Below are 19,748 nucleotides of genomic sequence, written 5' to 3'. Positions count from 1 at the left end.
CACCGCCTCCGCTCTGGCCGCCGGCTGCCCGGTGGTGGTCAAGGCCCACCCCGGCCACCCGGAGCTGGCCCGACTCACCACCGAGCTGGTCGTGGCCGCCCTGGCCGACGCCGGGGTTCCGGAGGGGGTCTTCGCCCTGGTGAACGGCTTCGAGGCGGGCAGGCGCGCGGTCACCCACCCGCTCACACGGGCGGTGGGCTTCACCGGGTCCATCCCCGGCGGGCGCGCCCTGTACGACCTCGCCGTCTCGCGTCCGGAACCCATCCCGTTCTACGGGGAGCTCGGCAGCGTCAACCCGGTCTTCGTGACCCGCGCGGCGATGGCCGCCCGTGGGGAGGAGATCCTGGACGGCTACGCGGGTTCGGCCACGATGGGCTCGGGCCAGTTCTGCACCAAGCCCGGGGTGGTGTTCGTCCCCGAGGGCGCCAAGCTGGACGCGCTGGTCGCCGACTTCGAGGGCCGGGCCGCGGCGCCGCTGCTCAACGACCGGGTGGCCGAGGGCTTCGCCCGGGGTGTGGACGCCCTGTCCGCGCACCCGGCCACAGAGGTGCTGGTCCGGGGACGTGAAGGCGCCGAGGGATGGTCACCCACCCTGCTGCGCACGGAGCTGGACTCCCTGCTGGAGCACACCGAGGACCTGCTGACCGAGTGCTTCGGGCCCGCCACCCTCGTGGTCACCTATCCCGACGAACGCCGTCTCCTGGAGGTGGGCGGGGCCCTGCACGGGCAGCTCACCGTCACCGTCCACGGGGAGGAGGACGACCCCGTGGCCCCGGCGCTCCTGGCCCTGGGCGCCTCCGTCGCGGGGCGGGTGATCTGGAACGGCTGGCCGACCGGGGTGGCGGTCACCCACGCCATGACCCACGGCGGCCCCTACCCGGCCACGACCGCGCCCGCGCACACCTCGGTGGGCAGCACCGCGATCCGCCGGTTCCTTCGGCCGGTCACCTACCAGTCCGTTCCACAGCCGCTGCTGCCGCCGGAGCTGCGGGACGGCAATCCGTTGTCCGTTCCCCAGAGGGTGAACGGCGGGTTGCCGTCGAAGTGAGCGGATCCCGTTGGCGGGGCGGCCGGGGCCCACGGGCGCCGCGCCGTCCCGGCGCTCAGGAGTGGGTCGCCTCGTACGTGCGGCGGAAGGCCGCGACCCGTTCGTACCGCGCCATGGCGCGGCGGTAGGCGGGGACCACCAGCAGCACCAGCACGACGGCGGGTGCGAGCTGGACCAGCGTCCGCGGCTCGAAGCCCGGTCCGATGATCTCCGCGAGGGGCCGGACCGTCACGAGGGTCAGGAACACCACCAGCGGGACGAGGTGGTGACGGGGGTCGCTCCCGTACCCCGTGTGGGTGGACATCTGGTGGGCCAGGCGGTTGGTCCCGTGGTCCGGGCCGAGTTCGCCGCTCTCCGCCTGGAGCCGGGCGGTGGCGTAGCGGACCGGGTCGGTCTCGGCCACCTTCGGAAGACTCCGGGCGTAGAGGGCGAGGAGGCCGGCGACCACCAGGGCGGCCACGAGCATGGCGACCGTGACCCCGGCCAGCAGCCAGCCGGGTGCGCCGGTCGGGTCGGTCAGTGCCGGAGCGGCGGAGACCAGGGCCAGGAGCGCGACCATCGCCCCCGCGACGAGTCCGCCGCCGAGCGCGAAGCCGACCGGACGGTTCCGGGCGTGGACGCGGACTCGGGAGCCGAGGACCTGGGTGCCGGTGGGTCGGGGCAGTGCGGCGTCGGGCGCGGTCATCGTCTGCTCCTTTGCGGACTGTGAGGTGAGGTTCCAGAACCTACGCGGGTAGGAGGGGGTGCCACCATGCTCTTTGGTCAGCGTTCGAGAGCGGAGTTCCCCAACTTTCGTCAGGTTGCCCGTCCCCGGTGGCGACCGGGCGGGCCGTGCTCCTAGGTTGGCGCCATGGACCAGAACCCCACGTCAGACCTTCGTCCGCTCGTCCGTGACCTGCCCAAGGTCGAGCTGCACGTCCACCTGGAGGGCTCGATGCCCGCCGAGACCCTCTTCGAGCTGGCCACCAGGCACCGGGTGGCGGACCTCCCCGGCACGCTGGAGGAGCTGCGGGAGTGGTACGTCTTCACCGACTTCCCGCACTTCGTCGAGGTCTACCTGGCCTCGGTGCGCACCCTGCTGGACGAGGCCGACTTCGCCCTGCTGGCGTCGGTGGTCGCCGAGCGGCTGGCCGCGCAGAACGTGCGCTACGCGGAGGTGCACGTGAGCCTGTACGCCCACCTCATGCGCGGTGTCCCGGCGAAGGTGGTCTTCGACGGGATCGAGGACGCGCGTGTGCGGGCCGAGCGCGAGCACGGCATCCAGCTGCGGTGGATCCCCGACTTCCCGGCGGACTTCGGGGTGGAGGCGGCCGAGACCACTCTGGACGCGGTGCTCAGGGAGGGGCCGTCCAGCGTGGTGGGGTTCGGGGTCGGCGGGGTGGAGTCCCCGCTCGCTCCGTACGCCGAGGTGTTCGCCCGGGCCCGCGCGGCCGGGCTGGTCAGCCTCCCGCACGCCGGTGAGCAGGCCGGGCCGGAGCGGGTCCGGGAGGCCCTGGACCTGTTGGGCGCCGAGCGGATCGGGCACGGCATCGACTCGATGAAGGACCAGGCGCTGGTGGAGCGGCTGGTGGACGCGCAGATCCCGGTGGACGTGAGCCCGACCTCCAATATCCGCACGCGCGTGGTGGAGCGGATCGAGGAGCACCCGCTGCCCGCCATGCTCGACGCGGGTCTGCTGGTCACCCTCAACAGTGACGACCCCACCCTGTTCGGCAGCGACCTGAGCGGGGAGTACGGGATCGCGCACGACCTGGTGGGCGCCCAGGGGCTGGTGCGCCTGGCCCGCAACGGCGTCCACGCCTCCTACCTGGGCGCGGCCCGCAGGCACGCGTTGCTGGCGGAGATCGACGCCGTCGCCGAACGGCACGGAGCGGCTTGAGGGCCCGGGGCCGGGGACCCGGGAACCCCGGGCCCCGGACACGGGTTCAGCGGGCGGGCCCGTAGGTCAGGTGGCGCAGCACCGTCTCGGCCGGGCCCCGCTGACCACGGCGGCGCATGAGGTCGGCGAGGACCACGGTGGTCGCCCACACGGCCACGGCCACACCGACGCCGACGGCCGGGGACGTGAGCTGCACGTGGAGCGTGTAGGAGGAGAACAGCACCGCCCACACCACGGACTGCGCCAGGTAGAAGGTCATGGAGCGCTGGCCCAGGGCGGACAGTGCGACGGTCACCCGACCCCGGGAGTGGTTCGTGCGGACGGCCACCAGGGCGATGAGCGCGGCGTAACCCATGCCTCCCACGTACCCCGTCACCTGGTGCAGGGGTGCGACGAGCAGCATGTCCAGCGCGGTGGGGTCGGTCCACACACCCGTCTTCGTCAGGGCGAAGGGGATCGCGCCCAGCACCGCGACGGGGACGCCGACCAGCGCGGTCGTGCGCAGCAGGCGAAGGTGCTCGTGCGGCTTCTCCAGGACACGGTGCCGGGCGGCGAGCACGCCGATGAGGAAGGGCACGACGGTGCTCAGGAACATCATCACGATGAGGACCGGGTAGACGGTCACCCGGAAGAGGAACTCGTTCACGAGGCCGTCGGGCATCAGGGGGAAGCCGAGGCCGGACACGGCTCCCTCGGCGGCGACCAGGGCGTGGGCGGTCGCGGCCAGGGGCAGCCAGGCCAGGGCCATGATCACCAGGGTGCGGTCGCGGAACCGCAGCACACCGACCAGGAGCAGGGACACGGCGCCGTAGACGGCCAGGATGTCTCCGGGGAAGAGCAGCACGCCGTGGGCGAGGCCGAGCACGACGAGCCAGAAGCCGCGTCGGCGCAGGAGGGCCCGGGTCCAGTGCCACTCGCGTCCCTGTTCGGTGCGGCGGCGGTGGATCTGCGCGAGACCGTAGCCGAACAGAGCCGCGAACATCGGGTAGGCGCGCAGGTCCACGAACATCACCGTGCCCGCGGTGGCGATCCGGTCCAGGACGCTCGGGGTGGTCTCGGTGCCGCCGATGAACACGGTGAACAGGTGCGTGTGGGCGAGCGCGATGACCAGGAGCATGATCCCGCGTGCGAGGTCGGGGGCGAGTGAGCGGCGGTCCGGTGCGAGGGGACGGTTGGCGGTGTCCGGCACACCGTGTGTGGACACGGGCGTCTGGGTCATGGTGGTCTCCGGGGGCCGTGGTGGATGCGGCGCACGTGGTGAACGCTGTACGCGCTCGGCCCCGACGTGTGTGACCCGGCGGGTAGTGCACCTTGTGCGTACACTATAAACACGAAAGTTCCCCAGGGAAAACCCCATTTTTGCTGGAGACGTGAGTGGATGCACTAGTGCACTAGGGGGTCGATTCGGGGGTGTCGGCCGAAGGTGCCGTGTGTGCTGCGGTGTTCCAGGGGCAAAGTGCACTAGTACACTTGTGAGGCATGGTGACGTGGCCGGAAGAGGACAGCATGGATGCTGAGGACGGGCTCTCGCCCTACGAGCGGATCATCGCCGACATCCGCGCCGACATCGACTCGGGGGAGCTGCCGCCCGGCGGCCGGGTTCCCTCCACCCGGGAGATCACCCGGCGGTGGGGCGTGGCCATGGCCACCGCCACCAAGGCGCTCTCGGTCCTGCGCCGGGAGGGTCGGGTGGAGGCGGTACGGGGCGTCGGCACCGTCGTCAGCCGCGCCCCGGGCTCGGACGTGGGGGTGCCGGGACCGGAGAACGGACCGGCGACCGACCTCTCGTCCGACCGCGAACCCCAACACCCGGCCGACCGCGAACCCCAGCACCCGGCCGACCGCGAACCCCAGCACCCGGCCGTACCCCGGGTAGCGGAGGCGCGTGGCACGCGGGGATCACGGGAGCGCCCGAGATCCACCACGCGTGCGGAGCGCGGCCCCCACCCCGAGTCGGGTCTGACCCGCGAGGGCATCGTCCTGGCCGCGATCGCCGTCGCCGACGCCGAGGGCCTCGAGGGCCTGTCCATGCGCCGGGTCTCGGTCGAACTCGGGGTGAGCACCATGGCCCTGTACCGGCACGTCGCGAGCAAGGGCGAACTGCTCACCGAGATCGTCGACCACCTCTTCACGGTCCACGCCCTGGCCGAGCCCCCGCCCTCCGACTGGCGGGAGGCCTTCGAGGTCGCCCTGGTGCGTGAGTGGGAGATCTACCGCAGGCACCCCTGGGCCGCCCGGCTGACGGTGATGGCGGGCGGGGTCGTCACCCCGGCGCTCCTGAGGAACGGTGAGTGGATGATGCGGGTGATCGTCGCCCAGGGCCGCACCCCCGACGAGGCCCTCGAGATCCTCACCATCGTGTCCGCCTACACCTCCGGTATGGCGCTCCAGGCCACGCGGGTGGCGTTGGAGGAGCACGAACACGACATGGACGCCGAACACTGGTGGCGCTCCCGATTCCCGTTGTTCCAGCGGTTCGCCGCCGAGGGAAGATTCCCCACCATGCTGAGCGTCTCCGGCCCGCCCGACGTCAACGGCATGTTCGCGTCCGGCATGCGGCGTCTGCTGGACGGGCTCACGCCCTGGATGGAGGGCACCGGCGCCCCCTGAACCGCCCGACGTCCCCGCGCAGGCACCGACACGCCCGCGACCTGCCCCCTTTTGACCGCCTCCCCCCGCAGACTTGTGCGCGTACGTGTCGGTCGGGGGAGGCGTGTTGGAGCAGGACGCCACGCGGGACGGGTACCACTGGGAGGTCCCCTGCCGGGGGCGTCGGCGCGGGGGGTGGCGGGCCGCGGTCGGCCGGTGGATGACGTCGCACCAGGTCGACGACGTGGGCGGTGCCGGGTCCCGGCCGCGCGCCGAACGGCAGCACTCGTGGTGGAAGGTCATGTGTCTGACCGGCGTGGACTACTTCTCCACGCTGAGCTACCTCCCCAGCATCGCCATCCTCACGGCCGGGGCCCTGTCGCCGGTCGCCACCCTGCTGATCGTGCTGCTGACCCTGTTCGGCATGCTGCCCATCTACCGCCGCGTGGCCGAGCGCAGCCCGCACGGGCAGGGTTCGGTGGCGATGCTGGCGCACCTGCTGCCGGAGTGGCGGGGCAAGTTCCTGGTCCTGTGCCTCATCGGCTTCGTGGCGACCTCGTGGATCGTCACCATCACCCTGTCCACCGCCGACGCCACCGCGCACCTGGCGGCCAATCCGTACACCCCGCAGGCGGTGGCCGACCACCCGGTCCTGGTCACCCTGGTGCTCCTCGCCCTGTTGGGTGCGGTGTTCCTCGCGGGGTTCAAGGAAGCGGTCCGGGTGGCGATCCCCCTGGTGGTGCTGTTCCTCGCGTTGAACCTGGTGGTCGTGGTGGCGGCCCTGGCGCACATCGCCGCCCACCCGCAGACCCTGGCCCAGTGGGAGCTGTCCCTGACCGGCGACGGCCTCTGGTCCACCACCGGTGTGGTGCTGCTCGCCTTCCCGCTGCTGGTCCTCGGGCTGTCCGGGTTCGAGACCGGTGTGAGCATGATGCCGCTGGTGAGTTCGGAGGGCGCCGACCACGAGGAACGGATGCGGGCCCGCATCGCGGCCACCCGCAGGCTCCTCACCACCGCCGCGGTCATCATGAGCTTCTATCTGCTGGCGACCACCTTCGTCAGCGGGGTGCTGGTCTCCCGGTCGGACGTGGAGGTCGGCGGTCCGGCGGCCGACCGGGTCATGGCCTACCTGGCGCACGACCTGCTGGGGCAGGGGTTCGGCACCGTCTACGACGTCTCGACGATCCTCATCCTCTGGTTCGCGGGGGCCTCGGCCATGGCCGGGCTGATCAACATCGTGCCGCGCTACCTGCCCCGGTTCGGGATGGCCCCGGCGTGGGGGACCGCCGTCCGGCCCGTGGTGCTGGTGTACACGGCCGTGACGATGGTGATCACGATCGCCTTCGGGGCCAGCGTGGACGCGCAGTCCGGTGCCTACGCCACGGGCATCCTGGCGATGCTGGTGACATCGGCGGTGGCGGTGACCATCATCGTGCACCGCAGGCGGGCGCTGGCGGCGACGGTCGGGTTCTCGGTGCTGACCGTCGTGTTCGGGTTCGCGCTGGTGGACAACATCGTGAGCCGCCCGGACGGCCTGGCCATCGCGCTGTTGTTCGTGGTGGCGATCATCGTCGTGTCGCTGGTCTCGCGGGCCCTGCGCAGTACCGAACTGCGTGCGCACTCGGTCGACCTGGACCCGACCGCCCGGCGGTTCGTCCGGGAGGCGGCGCGGCACGGCAAGCTCCTCCTCTTCGCGAACCGGCCGCGCTCGGGGGAGGCGGACGAGTACGCGGCGACCGAGGCCGAGCAGCACCGGCTCAACCCGGTGTCGCTGAAGATCACCCCGCTGTTCCTGGAGGTGCGCGTCCACCATCCCTCGGACTTCGAGGGCACCCTCACCGTGCGGGGGACGTGGGTGCACGGGCACCGGGTGCTGCGGGTGAGCAGTCCCGCGGTCCCCAACGCGCTGGCGGCGGTGCTGCTGTGCGTGCGTGACGCCACGGGGAGCATCCCGCACTGCTACTTCGCCTGGTCCGAGGTCTCACCGGTGCGCGCGTTCTTCCGGTTCCTGGTGTTGGGTTCCGGTGGCACCGCCGGTTTCACCCGGGAGATCCTGCGGGAGAACGAGCTGGACGCCGACCGTCGGCCCGTGGTGCACGTGAGCTGACCCAAGGGGGCGGGGCTGGTGTCCCCGGCCCCTCGGGAGGGTCCGGCTCGTGACTCCGCGACCCGGTCAGGTGCCCGCGGGCCCGGTCAGGCGGGGGAGTCGGCCAGGGGGAGTTCGCACTGGGCGCGCATGTCCACCCAGGACCGGTGGGCCCGGTCCGCGCTCTCGCCCTCGTAGGGAACCGGGACGCCGCCCTGGATCCGGGCGGGGGTCCAGTCGGCCTCCGTGACGTCGCCTTGGTCGAAGGTGAGGGTGAGGACTCCGGTCTCGGCGGTCGCGCCGCCGAAGTTGTAGAACACGAAGTTGCTGAGTCCGTAGTGGACGTAGGCGCCGCGCTGGTAGCCGCCGGGGGAGAGCACGTGCGCGTGGCCGCCGACCACGGCGGCGGCGCCCGCCTCGGACAGCTCGTCCGCCAGCTGCGGGGCGTGCGGGAGCGGGCAGTGCGCGCCCTCCAGTCCCCAGTGGAGGAAGACCACGACGTTGTCGTGTTCGGCGGCGGCCTCGGAGACCGCGCTGACCATGCGTGCGCGCATCTCGCCCTTGGTGGAGGCCAGGCCGGGTTTGCCCTCGCCCGCGGTCCACTCGGGGATGAGGTGGTCGTCGATCACGTCGGTCGCGCCGAACAGGGCGATGCTCTGGCCGTCGACCTCGGCCACGTGCGGCGTGTAGGCCTCGTCCGCGTCCCGGCCCGCGCCCACGAGGGCGACGGGGGAGGCGTCCCCGTTGTCGAGGGTGTCGAGCAGGCCCTGCTCGCCGTAGTCCATGCCGTGGTTGTTGGCGACGGTGGCCACGTCGACACCGGCCGCGTCCAGGGCCTCCAGCGAGCTGGCGGGCGCACGGAAGACGAAGTCCTTGCCCGGTACGGGTGTGCCGCGCTCGGTGACGGCGGTCTCCAGGTTGACCATGGCGAGGTCGGCGGCGGACAGGTGTGTGGAGATCGGATCCAGGGCGGAGGCCGGGGCGTCCAGGCGGGAGCGGAGCAGTCCCTCGAACATCACGTCACCGCCGAAGGCGACGGTGAGGGGTTCCGGCTCCGGCTCAGGCTCCGGGGCGGAGGAGGACCGGGGTCGCGCCGGTCCCTCGGCGCCGGGGGCGAGGGATCCCGCGCCGAGTTCGCCGTGGTCGCTCGCCGAGGAACAGGAGGCGGCGAGGGTGAGGGCGAGCGTCGCGGCCCCGGCCGCGATCGACCTGCGGATTCGTGGGCGCGGGTGTTCTGGGTTCATGCGTGCTCCAGTGAGGGAGCGCAGAGTGCATGTCCTTCCGGTAGGACGCGACCCGGCTGCCTCCGGTTGGTCCCATGTGGGAGGTGCGCGCGGCGGGTCCCTGGCCCCGCGCCGATCGACTACGGAATGCTTCGGGCTGCTCTCCGAAGGTGACGTCCTTTGAGTGTGTGGTGCTGTTGGTGTGAGTGGGGCGACGGTGCTTCGGGCCAGGTTAAGTCGCCCTGACCAGTGCCTATGGGTCTTTTGTGGCTCGTGGCGCGTCGCCGTGGGTGGCTGGTGGAACTCGGCGGTGGTGGTTGCGCTCGCGACCCCGGGGAGGGTCGTGAAAAGGGGGGATCATTCGGGCATAAAGTGCGATCCGCATAATTGTGTGCGCAGGGTATGAGGCGCTGAATCACTCGCCCGAAACGAATCTACGAAGTCGGTTAGTTTCTCTTTGTTGAGTGCGTTCGATGGGATCTCTGGGTTTCGAGTGGCGATTGTTGTCGCGGATTCAGGGCCCAGCGAGTTGAAACGAACCCACCTGAACAGGAAGAATGACTCTGCGTAATACCCCATGAGCTTAGGGTGTTCATGATTCGCGGCAACATTTCCGGAATGGGCCTGCGCGGACTCCTTGGCTGCTAACGTTTCGGTCCGTTGGCAGTTCCGGTCGGAAAGTACTTTGTGAGAACCGGGCCGACACCCATGTCTTCAGCAAGTGGGCCACCCCGCCGTCCCGACGTCTTCGTGGACGGGTCCGCTCGCCGTGTGACCCGGGGCGACCGCATCGACGGTCGCCGGGCTCGGGCTCACGGCTCGCGCTTCTCGGCGCATCCCCTGGCAGCACATCGTGAAAGGGTCCAAGCCGCACCATGCGAAACACGTTCCGTTACACCTTCGCCACCGCACTGACCGCGGGGCTGGTCCTGGCGCCCTTCAGCGCCGCGTTCGCCGACGTCCAGACCGACGGCTCCGGCGGTGTGGCCAGCGGAAACCAGATCGTCGTCCCCGTCGACGTCGAGGCCAACCTGTGCGGCAACTCCCTGGCCGTCCTCGGTATCTCCAAGGCCACGTGCACCAAGGTCTCCGAGGTCCTCTACGAGAACAGCGGGCAGGGCGCCAGCACCGACGGTTCGGGTGGTGTGGCCAGCGGAAACCAGATCATCGTTCCGGTGGACGCCGCCCTGAACGCCTGCGGCAACTCCGTGGCCGTGGCCGGGATCTCCGAGGCCGAGTGCAAGGAGGTGGTCGAGGTCCTGGAGAAGGAGGCCGAGGACGCTCCCTCCACCTTGACGACCGACGGTTCGGGTGGCGTGGCCAGCGGAAACCAGATCTCCGTCCCCGTGGACACCGCCATCGAGATCTGCGGCAACTCCATCGCCGTCCTGGGCGCCTCCAGCGCGCAGTGCACCACGATCATCAACATCATCCACGCCTCCCCGGACAACGAGGGTGCTCCCGCCGCCGCCACGAGCGGTGCCGACGGTGTGGCCAGCGGTAACCAGGTCTCGGTGCCGGTCAACGCGGCCGTCGACATCTGCGGCAACGCGGTGTCCGTGCTCGGCATCGCCGAGGCCTCCTGCGTGGAGACCATCTCGGAGAAGCCGAAGGAGCCGGAGACCCCCGAGGAGTCCGAGAAGCCCGAGGAGCCGAAGACCCCCGAGGAGTCCGAGAAGCCCAAGGTCCCGGAGACTCCCGAGGAGACCGACGAGAAGCCCGCTCCCCAGCAGGAGGCCGGTGAGGAGCTGGCGGTGACCGGTGGCGCCCTGGGCGGCCTGGTGGCCGCCGCCGTGGCCGCGATCGGCGCCGGTGGCGCCGGTCTGTACTTCGCCCGCAAGCGCAGGGCCGCCACCGCCGACGACGAGTAGTCGGCCCGCCCGGAGCATCGGGCCAGGAGCGCGGACGCGACGCGCCCGACCCACGGGGTCGCCGGGAGACCGGCGGCCCCGTCCGCGTGTGTGGGGTCGGTGCGGGGCGGCCGGGAACGTCTCATAACCTCGAAGACGTGCTCAAAGTCCTGTTCTCCTCACGCATGCTGGCCTTCCACGCGCTGGTCGTGGTCCTGGTGCCCGCCTTCGTCTGGCTGGGGTTCTGGCAGCTGGACCGGGCCGAGCTGCGCAGCGCGGCGGTCAACCTCCAACGGGACAACGTCGCCGCGGACCCCGTGGCCGTGGACCAGCTCGCCTCCGTGGGCGAGGACGTCGCGCCGTCGGACCGCTGGCGCACTGTCGAGGCCACCGGCACGTGGGACCAGGAGAACGAACTCCTGCTCCGCAACCGGGACGGCTCCCAGGGAGTGGGATTCCACGTGCTCACCCCGCTGGTCACCGGGGACGGTACGGCCGTCCTGGTCAACCGGGGGTGGATCGAGCGCGGCGAGAACGCCCAGGACACCCCCGACGCCCCCCCGGTTCCCGAGGGCGAGGTCCAGGTGACCGGGCGCCTCCAGTTCGGCGAGACCGAGGAGAACACCGGGCTGCGCGAGCGCGACGGTATGCCCGAGGGCCAGATCATGTTCGTGGACATGGACCGGCTGGCCGAGGNCCGGGGCCCCTGCCGTACCCGATCTACGGCGGGTACGTGGAGCTCACCGCCCAGGACCCCGTGCCCGAGGAGGCGCCCGAGCGGATCGCCCTGCGCGAGGAGAACACCGGCATGAGCGCCTCCTACGCCTTCCAGTGGTGGGTGTTCAGCGTCGTCGCCGTGGTGGGCTGGATCGTGCTGATCCGCCGTGAGCTCCGCGACGCCCGCGAGGCCGAGGAGAACGGTCCCGGGAGCGGGGACACTGGTGACGGAGACGCCCAGGACCCGGAGGGGCCCGCTGGCCCGGCCGAGCCCGCGCGGAGCGCTCGGCCGAACCGGACCTGAGCCGCGTCAGCAGCCCGAGGAGCAACGTGGACGATCAGATGGACTACCCGGCTCCCGGTTGGGTGGAGCGGCGTGCCGTGGCGGGCGACGAGAGCGCCCGCGCCGGTCGGCTGTGGTGGGACGGTGCCGCCGACGCCTACCAGGCCGAGCACGGCGACTTCCTCCGTGACGTGGGGTTCGTCTGGTCGCCCGAGGGCGTGGACGAGGCCGATGTGCGGCTGCTGGGCGGCCTGGACGGCAAACGGGTGCTGGAGGTCGGCTGCGGTGCCGGGCAGTGCGGCCGGTGGCTGCGGGCCCAGGGCGTGCGGGAGGTCGTGGGGTTCGACCTGGCCCGGCGGCAGCTCCAGCACTCCCGGAGGATCGACGAGCAGACCGGGCACCGGCTGCCCGCGGTGCAGGCCGACGCGCAGCGGATGCCGTTCGCCGCGGGCTCCTTCGACGTCGTCTTCTCCTCGTTCGGGGCGTTCCCGTTCGTGCCCGCCGCCGAGACCGCGCTGGCCGAGGCCGGGCGGGTGCTCAGGCCCGGCGGGCGGTTCGTGTTCTCGGTGACGCACCCGATCCGTTGGTGCTTCCCGGACGACCCCACCGAGCGGGGGATGACCGTGCGGCAGAGCTACTTCGACCGCCGCGCCTACGTGGAGGAGGACGACGAGGGCCGGGCGGTCTACGTGGAACACCACCACACCGTGGGCGACTGGTTGCGGGGGATCGTGGCGGCGGGGCTGGAGTTCCGGGACATGGTCGAGCCGGAGTGGCCCGAGGGAAACGACCAGGTGTGGGGCGGCTGGGGGCCGGTGCGCGGCCGGATGATCCCGGGGACGGCGATCTTCTCGGCGGTCAAGCCGGGGTAGCGGTACCCCGCGTCAGCCGAGCAGGTACGCGGGCGGGACGGAGTCGGGAACCTTCGGCCCGGGGATGAGGAGTCCTCTGGGGGATCGGGTCTGGGATGGGGTCCGCGAGGCGCGGTGGGCGCTCGGGGCTCAGGGGCGGAGAGAGGCGATGGTTCCGATCTCCAAGGCCGTCCACACCGTGCCGTCCGGAGCGAGCGTGATGCCGTGAGGCTCGCGGGCGGGGGTGGGCAGATCGAACAGGGAGATGTCGCCTTCTGGCGTGATGTGGCCGATCCGGTTCGCGCCCCACTCGGTGAACCAACATCCGCCTGCGGGATCCGCGGTGATCGCGTGGGGGCGTGCGTCGCGTCGAGGCAGGGGGAACTCCCGGACCTCGCCGTCCGGTGTGAGGCGGCCGATCTGGCCCGCGGCGATCTCCACGAACCACAGGGCGTGGTCAGAGCCCCGGGTGATGCCGACCGGGCCCGCGTCGGCGGTCGGGAGGGGGTGCAGTTCCACGTGCCCGCCGGTACTGATGCGTCCGATGGCGTTGGCCTGGTTGAGGGTGAAGTACAGGGCACCGTCGCGGCCCGAGGCGATGAACGAGGGGAACCCTCCCCGCATCGGTAGTGGGAACTCGGTGACCTCCCCGTCCGTGGTGATACGGCCGATCCGGTCGGCGTTCGTCTCGGTGAACCACAGTGCTTCGTCGGGCCCGGTGGTGATACCGAAGGGGCTGGCGTCCGGTGTCGGTAGTGAGAAGGAGTCCGTCCTGCCGTCGGACGTGATCCGGCCGATCCGGTGGTCCCGAGCGCGAGTGAACCAGGCCGCGCGGTCCGGTCCCAGGGTGATGACCGAAGGCCCGCACATGGCGGAGTCCAGCGGGTGGAGGGTCACGGAACCGTTCGACCTTCTGTGGGCGATCTGGCCGTGGTGGACGAGGGTCACCCACAGGGAGCCGTCGGTGTCGGAGGCGATGCCGTAGGGACCCGCACCCGGCTCGGCCAGCGGGTGTTCGCGCACGGGACGCTGCTGAGGGCTGTCGGTCACGTGGGCTCTCCGGATTCCGGGGCGGGCAGGCGGTTCACGAGGTCCAGGATGACGCGGGCGAGCTCCTCGGGTCTGGCCATGGTCACGTTGTGGTGCCCGCGCATCTCCACGAGCGTCCGCTCCGGGCGGGCCGCGACGACGGCCCGCACTTCCTCCCGACGTCCCGCGTAGAACCCCTCGTCGGGGAGCACGATCGTGAGCGGGCAGGTGACGCGTTCGTAGACGTCCAGGCTGGGGTGGATGACGGCCTCCGGTGCGACCGCGCTGATCACCGCGACCTGTTCGGGTGTGGGCCGTCGCAGCCGGGTGCGGGCCCCTTGGGTGAAGGAGCGTTCCAGAACCTCGCGCACCAGACCGGGGCGGGAGCCCCGGTTCAGATCGTCGTCCTGCGCCTCTCGAACGCACTGGTCGATGTACGCGTGCGCCTCGTCAGGGGTGGCTGACCATCCGTAGCGGAACTGTGCGCGCAGTGCCTCGCCCGCTGCCGGAGTGGTCCACCGCGCCTGGTCCGCCACGGCCTTCTCACGGGTGTTCAGGACGAGGCCGTCGACCACGCACACGGCGGCGGGCCGGAGCAACCCCGCGGCGGCCACGGCGGTGACGGCGTAACCGCCCAGGGAGTGCCCGACCAGGACGGGGTTCTCCCAGCCCAGGGCCCGAGCGGCGTCGGCCAGGTCGCACCAGTACTGTTCGGCGTTCTGGGAGTCGACAGCGGTGCGCCCGTGTCCGCGCAGGTCCACGGCGACGACTCGACAGCGATCGGTCAGATGTGCCGCGACGTCGGTCCAGGCTGCCGCGTTGTGCCCGCTGCCGTGGACCAGGAGCACCGGTGTGCCCTCGCCGCCGAAGTCCAGCCCGGCCAGGGTGTCCCGGCCGAGGTCGAGTGTGATCTCCCGGATTCTCACCGGACCATCCTGGGCTCGGGGCACAGGACGTGCAACCGCATTTTCCTGTGTCGCGGTGGGGGTTGGGGGACGACCGCAAGGGCCTCGGCCTCGATCCGGTCCTGTGGGCGAGCGCTCCACGACTCGCTGATCCGCTGCCGCGAGTACTAGACCACCACGTGGCGGAGCGGAGCGCTCTCCAGCGGGTGATCTGGTCACCGGGCGTTCCGGTGCTCCGCGACGACCGCGCGGGTTGGCCGCCCGAGCCGGTGCTGGTGGACTTCCTCACCGCGGCCGCGCCCAACCACGGCGGGCACGCGGCTCGTGCTGGGTGCGTGGGGTTGCGGGGTGTTCGGCAACCGTCCCGAGGTGGTGGCCGCCGCGTTCGCCAAGCACCTCAAGGGGGACTTCGCGGGGGTGTTCGATCGGGTGGTCTTCGCGGTGTCGGACCGGGATCCCGGGGTACGCAGACCCTTCGAGGAGGCCTTCGATGAACGCATGGATCGGTGAGTTCGAGAGCCGGGGACCCGGTGGGGTCACGGTTCGGAACGCGGTGCCCGACGACCACGGGCGGATCCTCGCTGTGTGCGACGACTGGTGGGGGAGGCCGGTCGCGCACATCCTGCCGCGCCTGTTCCTCGACCACTTCCGCACGACGTCCCTGGTCGCCGAAGACGACGAGGGGATCGCGGGTTTCCTGGTGGGGTTCCCCAGCCCGGCTCGTGCGGCGGAGGCCTACGTGCACTTCACGGGTGTGGCCCCGAGGCAGCGGCGCTCGGGGCTGGGCAGGGAGATGTACCGCCTGTTCACCGACGCCGCCCGGGCCGACGGGCGTTCCCTGGTGCGCGCGGTCACCTCGCCTTCCAACGAGCGCTCGATCGCGTTCCACCGGTCCCTCGGGTTCGCGGTGACCGGCCCGTTCGAGGACTACGACGGCCCGGGCCACGACCGGATGTGCTTCGCGCTCCAGCTCTAGACCCGAGGCCGTGCCTTCCGGTCGGCGGGTGCCACACTCCGGGAGCGGGGCCTTGACGACTCCGGCGGCTTGGTGATGGTGTCGATGTGCACGTGGGAGTTGTCGTGGACGTGGAAGCCGTCTCCCCGCGCATCATCCGGGCCATCGGAGAAGGGGCGGGAGTGCGACTCAAGCTCGATTTGCACGACATCTTCAACAGGGGCACCAGCATCGACAAGGCCCTGAACGACATCATGGACGAGGCCGAACGGAAGCGGGCCAAGACCATCGAGATCATCCCGGGCAAAGGCTCGGGGCAGTTGAAGAAGCGGGTGCTGCGCTTCCTCGACCGCAAGGACGTCAAGGCCCGCTACCACCGCGTCGAGAAGGACTCCAAGAACTTCGGTCGGCTGTTCGTCCACTTCAAGCACTAGGAGGCCCGGGGCGGCGGAGGATCTCAGAGTGCTTGAAGTGGACGAACAAGCAGCCAGGAGTCCTGCAACGACCACACCTTCCCCGAGCATGCGTCTGCCGTGGGACTCATACCGTGACCAGGTGCACGTCGTCCGCGCCGATTGCGTCCACAGCGTCAAACAGAGTGGCTAACTTAGCCAAGTTGGCGAATTTGGCGTATCGTGGGGGCATGAGTACTGAGCCAATGGAGCTGTCTGTCGCGGATGCCCGCAACCACTTCTCCCAGCGCGTGAACAGGGCGGCCTTTGGTGATGAGATCACGTATGTGACCAGGGGGCGCAAGCACGAGCGTGTAGCCGCGATCGTTCCGATCGAGCTGGTCGAGGCCTACGAGGAGCTGCTCGATCAGCAGGACGGTGCCGTCGCACATCAGAGGTTGGAGGAGATCCGGTCGGGTGACGCCGAGGTTGTGTCCGCGGAGGACGTGGCCAAGGAGCTCGGCCTGTGATGGATGGGCAGTCGCGTTCCTACGATGTGGTGTTCGACAGCCGGGCCAGTAAGGAACTCGGCAAGTTGGACAAGCCCGTAGCGCGTCGCGTGTACTCAGCCGTGATGGCTCTAGCTGAGGAGCCCCGTCCGGACGGGTGCCGTCAGCTCAGCGGTTACCCAGGTCTGTGGCGTGTCCGGGTGGGCGACCACCGGGTGGTCTACTCGATCGATGATGGTCGCCTGGTCGTCGTGGCCCTGCGTGTCGCCCATCGTCGTGAGGTCTACCGGAATCTCTGAGCAGGACTTCCGTAAGTGCGTTCAGCCAAGAACTACGGTCGCCTGTTCGTCCACTTCAAGCACCAGGCCGTGATCCAGGTTCGGGTTCCGTACTCTTCACGCGCGAATCGCGCCTGCCTGCACGGACGCGGCATCAGGTGAAAGACGCGAGGGCATGGGCGCGGGGCGGTGCGCAGGGGTTGCACCTTCCGTAGCGGCATGTGGTCCAGTGGACTCACGTCCCGAGTCCTTGAGGAAAGGTCCCCGCTCATGCAGGTGTCTCTCATGCCACCCCGTCAGGTCAAGATCGGTGACGCGGCGGCCTTCGTCGGCATCACGCCACGGGCGATTCGCCACTACCACGAGATCGGTCTGCTCCCCGAGCCTGAACGGGGCGGCGATGGCCGCCGCCGTTACGGGCACGAGGACATGATCCGCCTGCTGTGGATTCGCAGGATGGCCGATGCCGGGATCGCCCTGGACGACATCCGCGACTCCTTCGCGACCGATACGACTTCCGGTGGCGCCGACAGCGGAGGCGGTATCGCGGGCACCCTGGAGCGGTTGGAGGAGACCCTCACCGAGCGGGAAGCAGAACTGCGGCGGCAACGGACCGCCGTGCAGCGGATGCGCACCGAAGGCAGCCGGATGGGCCTGCTCTCCGACTTCGTCACCGAACGCCTCAGGAGCCTGCCCGAGGGCTCCCTGCGCCAGGCGGACCTGGACACTCTGCTGGTTACTGAGCGGATCCTCGGCCCGCTCGGCGCGGCCGTCCAGGCCACCCGCTTCATCGCCCTGGCCACGCATCCCACTCTGCGGGAGGACTCCGACCGCATCGATGCCGCCGAGGAGGCACTCGACGACACCGTCGCCGTCGACGATCCACGGGTGGCCCAGGTGGCCGCCGACCGGCACAACTTCGAAAGCGCACTGAATGCCGTCATCGAGGAGTCCGGCCTGGACAAGGACGACGATGCCCTCTTCGATGCCTGGGACACTTTGCACCCTGCTCCTGCTGATGACGGCGAGGACGAGGCCCACCTCAGCACTGGCAGGCGGGAGGCAGGATCCATGAGCGCGTTCGAAGCCCTCGGCAAGATGCCCTACGACTTCTCCCCGGCCCGCCAACGCTGTATGGAACTGGCCGTGGAACTGTCCGTCCAAGGCTCACCCGCTACCTGAACCATGAGGTCGCCTGGTCCTCGCGCCTGTGGGGGTGGCTGGGGCCCGACGTCCGCCGGGCCCCGGCTTCTCGTCGGTTCAGGTCGGGACGCCGATCTCGTGGGTGAGGGTTCGGCTGAGGGTGTTCAGGGTGGTCAGGCCCAGGAGGAGGGTGGAGCTGATGGCGGTGGCGGGCCATCCCCACCATCGGCGGGGTGCTCGGTGGCGGCCCCGGGGGAGGTCGGGTTCTGGTTCGGCCTGTGCGGCGTCGGCTGCCCTTTGGGCCTCTTGGGTCTTCTGTTCGCGTTGTTGGCGGGCCACTTTGACCCAGTGCGGGAGGGGTCCGTGTTGAAGCATGTAGGCCACGCGGGGGTTGTCGCTCGTCCTGTTGGACTACTACGAAGTCGAGGACCCGGCCACGCGGAAGGCCACCATCGACCTCGCGCGACAGTCCCGCGAGCGTGGTTGGTGGACCAAATTCAAGGACGTGTTCGGTACCGACTCCTTGGTTGGCTTCGAGGAGGAGGCTTCTGTCATCTCCACCTGGCAGCCCGTCGTCATCCCGGGCCTGCTCCAGACAGAGGGCTACGCAGAGGCCTCCGTGCGTGCCAGCCTGGCCCGCCCGTCTAACGAAGTCGCTCGCCAGGTTGAAGCACGCATGGCCCGGCAAGACGTCCTTGAAGGTGAACAGCCTCCGACTGTGTGGGCTGTGATCGATGAATCCGCTCTGCGCCGGATGCCTACGGAGGACGGTGTCGCTGCGGGGCAGATCAAGCATCTGATTGACGCAGCGGAGAACCCTGATAACGGAGTCACTATCCAGGTACTTCCGTTCACTGCCGGGCTCCATCCCGGAGTGTCAGGACCGTTCGTCGTCTTGGATTTCCCCGACGAGATGGACGCACCGATCGTCTACCTCGAATCGAGGACAGAGGGGCTTTTCTAGAGGAGACGGAGGAGGTCGGTGAGTACCGGCACGTGTTCGATCATCTCCAGGTCACAGCCCAGTCACACATGGAGTCGATCCGCACCATGAAGAAGATCCACGACGCTCTGTAGAAAGCAGCCGACATGCATTCATCCACTCAGCTCAACTTCCGCAAGTCGAGCTTCTCCAGCACCAACCGCGACTGCGTCGAGGCCGCTGACTTCCAGGGAGGCTCTGCGGTGCGAGACACCCAGAATCGCGATGCCGGGCACCTCGCCTTCGCGTCCCAGGAGTGGGTCGCTCTACTCACACTGCGCGCACCAATCGGTAGCCCGTACAAAGGATGAGGGCCCTGACCGTGATGGTCGGGGCCCTCTGCATTCATCCAATCCGGATTCTACCCCGCACTCCTGCGGGCGGGAAGCAGGCTCCTCTGTCCACAGCTGGACAGGAGTTCGGGACATTCTTCTCTGCACACGGGGCGTTGAAGCGGGCAGGACTGTGCATGAGTCAGTCAGTGCCCTCACTCCCAGCGGAGGCCCCCAAGATGCACCCTCACATCGACGAACTCACCTTCCACAAGTCCAGCTACAGCGCCAACAGTGCCAACTGCGTCGAGGTCGCCCGCTTCCGCAAGTCCTCCTACAGCGGGGGCCGCACCGACAACTGCGTGGAGGTCGCTGACCTCCCCAGCGGCGCCGCTGTCCGCGACACCCAGAACAGGGACCTCGGCGCGCTGTCCTTCCCGTCCTCGGAGTGGTCGGCCTTGCTCTCCACCACCCGCACTGGATGACGAGCGGATGTTCCGTGTCTCAGAGATGATCACCCGATAGGAAGAGCCGATGTACTCGTTCCCGGCTGAGGCCCCCTGGCGCACTTCGTCCTACACGCAGCAGCAGAACTGCGTTGAGGTCGCTGACGCGCCAGGGTTGTCTGCTGTCCGAGACACCAAGAATCGCCAGCAGGGTCACCTGGCGTTCGCCTCCCCGGAGTGGCGCGCCTTTGTCGCGGGAATTCGACAGAGCTGACCTCAGGCGGAACGCAGGCCCCCAGGTGAAACCAGGG

24 protein-coding genes are annotated in these 19,748 nt (G+C 70.0%); 18 read left to right on the top strand and 6 right to left on the bottom strand.

Annotation, left to right across the window (positions count from 1 at the left end):
• A partial coding sequence (locus D452_RS0118560; RefSeq protein ID WP_017545647.1) for an aldehyde dehydrogenase family protein occupies nucleotides 1-1,048 on the top strand: 1,048 nt, incomplete at its 5' end.
• 55 nt (nucleotides 1,049-1,103) lie between these two features.
• On the opposite strand, the gene D452_RS0118555 is transcribed toward D452_RS0118560, so the two are convergent.
• Nucleotides 1,104-1,733, bottom strand: coding sequence for a hypothetical protein (locus D452_RS0118555; protein WP_017545646.1), 630 nt, complete (start codon nucleotides 1,731-1,733; stop codon nucleotides 1,104-1,106).
• A 165-nt stretch (nucleotides 1,734-1,898) separates the two neighbouring features.
• Here D452_RS0118555 and add point away from each other — a divergent pair, with 165 nt between their 5' ends.
• A complete protein-coding gene (gene add / locus D452_RS0118550; protein ID WP_017545645.1) occupies nucleotides 1,899-2,927 on the top strand; it encodes an adenosine deaminase in 1,029 nt (342 codons plus the stop codon).
• A gap of 46 nt (nucleotides 2,928-2,973) precedes the next feature.
• Here the strand turns inward: add and D452_RS0118545 are convergent, their stop codons facing one another.
• Complete coding sequence (locus tag D452_RS0118545) at nucleotides 2,974-4,146, bottom strand: DUF418 domain-containing protein (protein WP_017545644.1); 1,173 nt, start codon at nucleotides 4,144-4,146, stop codon at nucleotides 2,974-2,976.
• Between the two features lie 287 nt (nucleotides 4,147-4,433).
• Between D452_RS0118545 and D452_RS0118540 the strand changes: the two genes are divergently transcribed.
• Together D452_RS0118540 and D452_RS0118535 are read left to right on the top strand one after the other, a co-directional pair.
• Complete coding sequence (locus D452_RS0118540) at nucleotides 4,434-5,537, top strand: GntR family transcriptional regulator (protein ID WP_017545643.1); 1,104 nt, start codon at nucleotides 4,434-4,436, stop codon at nucleotides 5,535-5,537.
• 103 nt (nucleotides 5,538-5,640) lie between these two features.
• Nucleotides 5,641-7,623, top strand: a complete 1,983-nt coding sequence (locus tag D452_RS0118535) for an APC family permease (RefSeq protein ID WP_026129455.1) — start codon at nucleotides 5,641-5,643, stop codon at nucleotides 7,621-7,623.
• 86 nt (nucleotides 7,624-7,709) lie between these two features.
• Here D452_RS0118535 and D452_RS0118530 read toward each other — a convergent pair whose 3' ends face one another.
• On the bottom strand, nucleotides 7,710-8,846 hold the full coding sequence (locus tag D452_RS0118530) for a CapA family protein (RefSeq protein ID WP_017545641.1): 1,137 nt from the start codon (nucleotides 8,844-8,846) through the stop codon (nucleotides 7,710-7,712).
• An 854-nt stretch (nucleotides 8,847-9,700) separates the two neighbouring features.
• Here D452_RS0118530 and D452_RS0118525 point away from each other — a divergent pair.
• The 4 genes from D452_RS0118525 to D452_RS0118515 all read left to right on the top strand — a co-directional run bounded on the left by D452_RS0118525 (nucleotide 9,701) and on the right by D452_RS0118515 (nucleotide 12,547).
• Entirely contained in the window at nucleotides 9,701-10,696 is a 996-nt protein-coding gene (locus D452_RS0118525) for a chaplin (protein ID WP_017545640.1), read from the top strand.
• Between the two features lie 164 nt (nucleotides 10,697-10,860).
• Nucleotides 10,861-11,487: an SURF1 family protein gene (locus D452_RS28605; protein WP_449289523.1), complete on the top strand. Its 627-nt coding sequence runs from the start codon at nucleotides 10,861-10,863 to the stop codon at nucleotides 11,485-11,487.
• Entirely contained in the window at nucleotides 11,484-11,696 is a 213-nt protein-coding gene (locus tag D452_RS32035; protein WP_449289522.1) for a hypothetical protein, read from the top strand. Before D452_RS28605 ends, D452_RS32035 begins: the two co-directional genes overlap by 4 nt.
• 26 nt (nucleotides 11,697-11,722) lie before the next feature.
• Nucleotides 11,723-12,547, top strand: a complete 825-nt coding sequence (locus tag D452_RS0118515; protein ID WP_017545638.1) for a class I SAM-dependent methyltransferase — start codon at nucleotides 11,723-11,725, stop codon at nucleotides 12,545-12,547.
• Between the two features lie 129 nt (nucleotides 12,548-12,676).
• Here the strand turns inward: D452_RS0118515 and D452_RS0118510 are convergent, their stop codons facing one another.
• Nucleotides 12,677-13,576, bottom strand: a complete 900-nt coding sequence (locus tag D452_RS0118510; protein ID WP_017545637.1) for a Vgb family protein — start codon at nucleotides 13,574-13,576, stop codon at nucleotides 12,677-12,679.
• On the bottom strand, nucleotides 13,573-14,481 hold the full coding sequence (locus D452_RS0118505) for an alpha/beta fold hydrolase (protein ID WP_017545636.1): 909 nt from the start codon (nucleotides 14,479-14,481) through the stop codon (nucleotides 13,573-13,575). Before D452_RS0118505 ends, D452_RS0118510 begins: the two co-directional genes overlap by 4 nt.
• A gap of 303 nt (nucleotides 14,482-14,784) precedes the next feature.
• On the opposite strand from D452_RS0118505, the gene D452_RS31975 reads away from it, so the two are divergent.
• The 6 genes from D452_RS31975 to D452_RS0118475 all read left to right on the top strand — a co-directional run bounded on the left by D452_RS31975 (nucleotide 14,785) and on the right by D452_RS0118475 (nucleotide 17,776).
• Nucleotides 14,785-14,970 carry a hypothetical protein gene (locus D452_RS31975; protein WP_394297092.1) on the top strand — a complete coding sequence of 62 codons (186 nt, stop codon included), beginning with the start codon at nucleotides 14,785-14,787 and terminating at the stop codon, nucleotides 14,968-14,970.
• Complete coding sequence (locus tag D452_RS0118495; protein ID WP_017545634.1) at nucleotides 14,951-15,436, top strand: GNAT family N-acetyltransferase; 486 nt, start codon at nucleotides 14,951-14,953, stop codon at nucleotides 15,434-15,436. The genes D452_RS31975 and D452_RS0118495 overlap by 20 nt, the downstream gene beginning before the upstream one ends.
• Before the next feature lie 161 nt (nucleotides 15,437-15,597).
• The gene (locus tag D452_RS0118490) at nucleotides 15,598-15,849 is read left to right on the top strand and encodes a Smr/MutS family protein (protein WP_026129453.1); all 252 of its coding nucleotides are present in this window, start codon (nucleotides 15,598-15,600) and stop codon (nucleotides 15,847-15,849) included.
• A 209-nt stretch (nucleotides 15,850-16,058) separates the two neighbouring features.
• Nucleotides 16,059-16,337 (top strand): type II toxin-antitoxin system prevent-host-death family antitoxin, encoded by a 279-nt coding sequence (locus D452_RS0118485; RefSeq protein WP_026129452.1) that lies wholly within the window; start codon nucleotides 16,059-16,061, stop codon nucleotides 16,335-16,337.
• On the top strand, nucleotides 16,337-16,615 hold the full coding sequence (locus tag D452_RS29760) for a type II toxin-antitoxin system RelE family toxin (RefSeq protein WP_233515931.1): 279 nt from the start codon (nucleotides 16,337-16,339) through the stop codon (nucleotides 16,613-16,615). Before D452_RS0118485 ends, D452_RS29760 begins: the two co-directional genes overlap by 1 nt.
• 249 nt (nucleotides 16,616-16,864) lie before the next feature.
• Nucleotides 16,865-17,776 carry a MerR family transcriptional regulator gene (locus D452_RS0118475; protein ID WP_017545630.1) on the top strand — a complete coding sequence of 304 codons (912 nt, stop codon included), beginning with the start codon at nucleotides 16,865-16,867 and terminating at the stop codon, nucleotides 17,774-17,776.
• A 78-nt stretch (nucleotides 17,777-17,854) separates the two neighbouring features.
• Here the strand turns inward: D452_RS0118475 and D452_RS0118470 are convergent, their stop codons facing one another.
• Nucleotides 17,855-18,112 carry a hypothetical protein gene (locus D452_RS0118470; protein WP_040694240.1) on the bottom strand — a complete coding sequence of 86 codons (258 nt, stop codon included), beginning with the start codon at nucleotides 18,110-18,112 and terminating at the stop codon, nucleotides 17,855-17,857.
• 31 nt (nucleotides 18,113-18,143) lie between these two features.
• Here D452_RS0118470 and D452_RS28595 point away from each other — a divergent pair, with 31 nt between their 5' ends.
• The 4 genes from D452_RS28595 to D452_RS0118455 all read left to right on the top strand — a co-directional run bounded on the left by D452_RS28595 (nucleotide 18,144) and on the right by D452_RS0118455 (nucleotide 19,711).
• Nucleotides 18,144-18,701: a DUF5753 domain-containing protein gene (locus D452_RS28595; RefSeq protein ID WP_239646417.1), complete on the top strand. Its 558-nt coding sequence runs from the start codon at nucleotides 18,144-18,146 to the stop codon at nucleotides 18,699-18,701.
• A gap of 125 nt (nucleotides 18,702-18,826) precedes the next feature.
• Entirely contained in the window at nucleotides 18,827-19,030 is a 204-nt protein-coding gene (locus tag D452_RS29755) for a DUF397 domain-containing protein (protein WP_083927554.1), read from the top strand.
• Between the two features lie 200 nt (nucleotides 19,031-19,230).
• The gene (locus D452_RS0118460) at nucleotides 19,231-19,476 is read left to right on the top strand and encodes a DUF397 domain-containing protein (RefSeq protein WP_017545627.1); all 246 of its coding nucleotides are present in this window, start codon (nucleotides 19,231-19,233) and stop codon (nucleotides 19,474-19,476) included.
• 49 nt (nucleotides 19,477-19,525) lie between these two features.
• Nucleotides 19,526-19,711, top strand: coding sequence for a DUF397 domain-containing protein (locus D452_RS0118455; RefSeq protein WP_017545626.1), 186 nt, complete (start codon nucleotides 19,526-19,528; stop codon nucleotides 19,709-19,711).
• Nucleotides 19,712-19,748: the final 37 nt, after the last annotated feature.

The organism is Nocardiopsis prasina DSM 43845 (genome assembly GCF_000341265.1).
In the GTDB taxonomy this organism is placed as follows: Bacteria; Actinomycetota; Actinomycetes; order Streptosporangiales; family Streptosporangiaceae; genus Nocardiopsis; species Nocardiopsis prasina.
The sequence above is the reverse complement of the archived record's forward strand: the minus strand, read 5'-3'. Positions and strand labels throughout refer to the sequence as shown.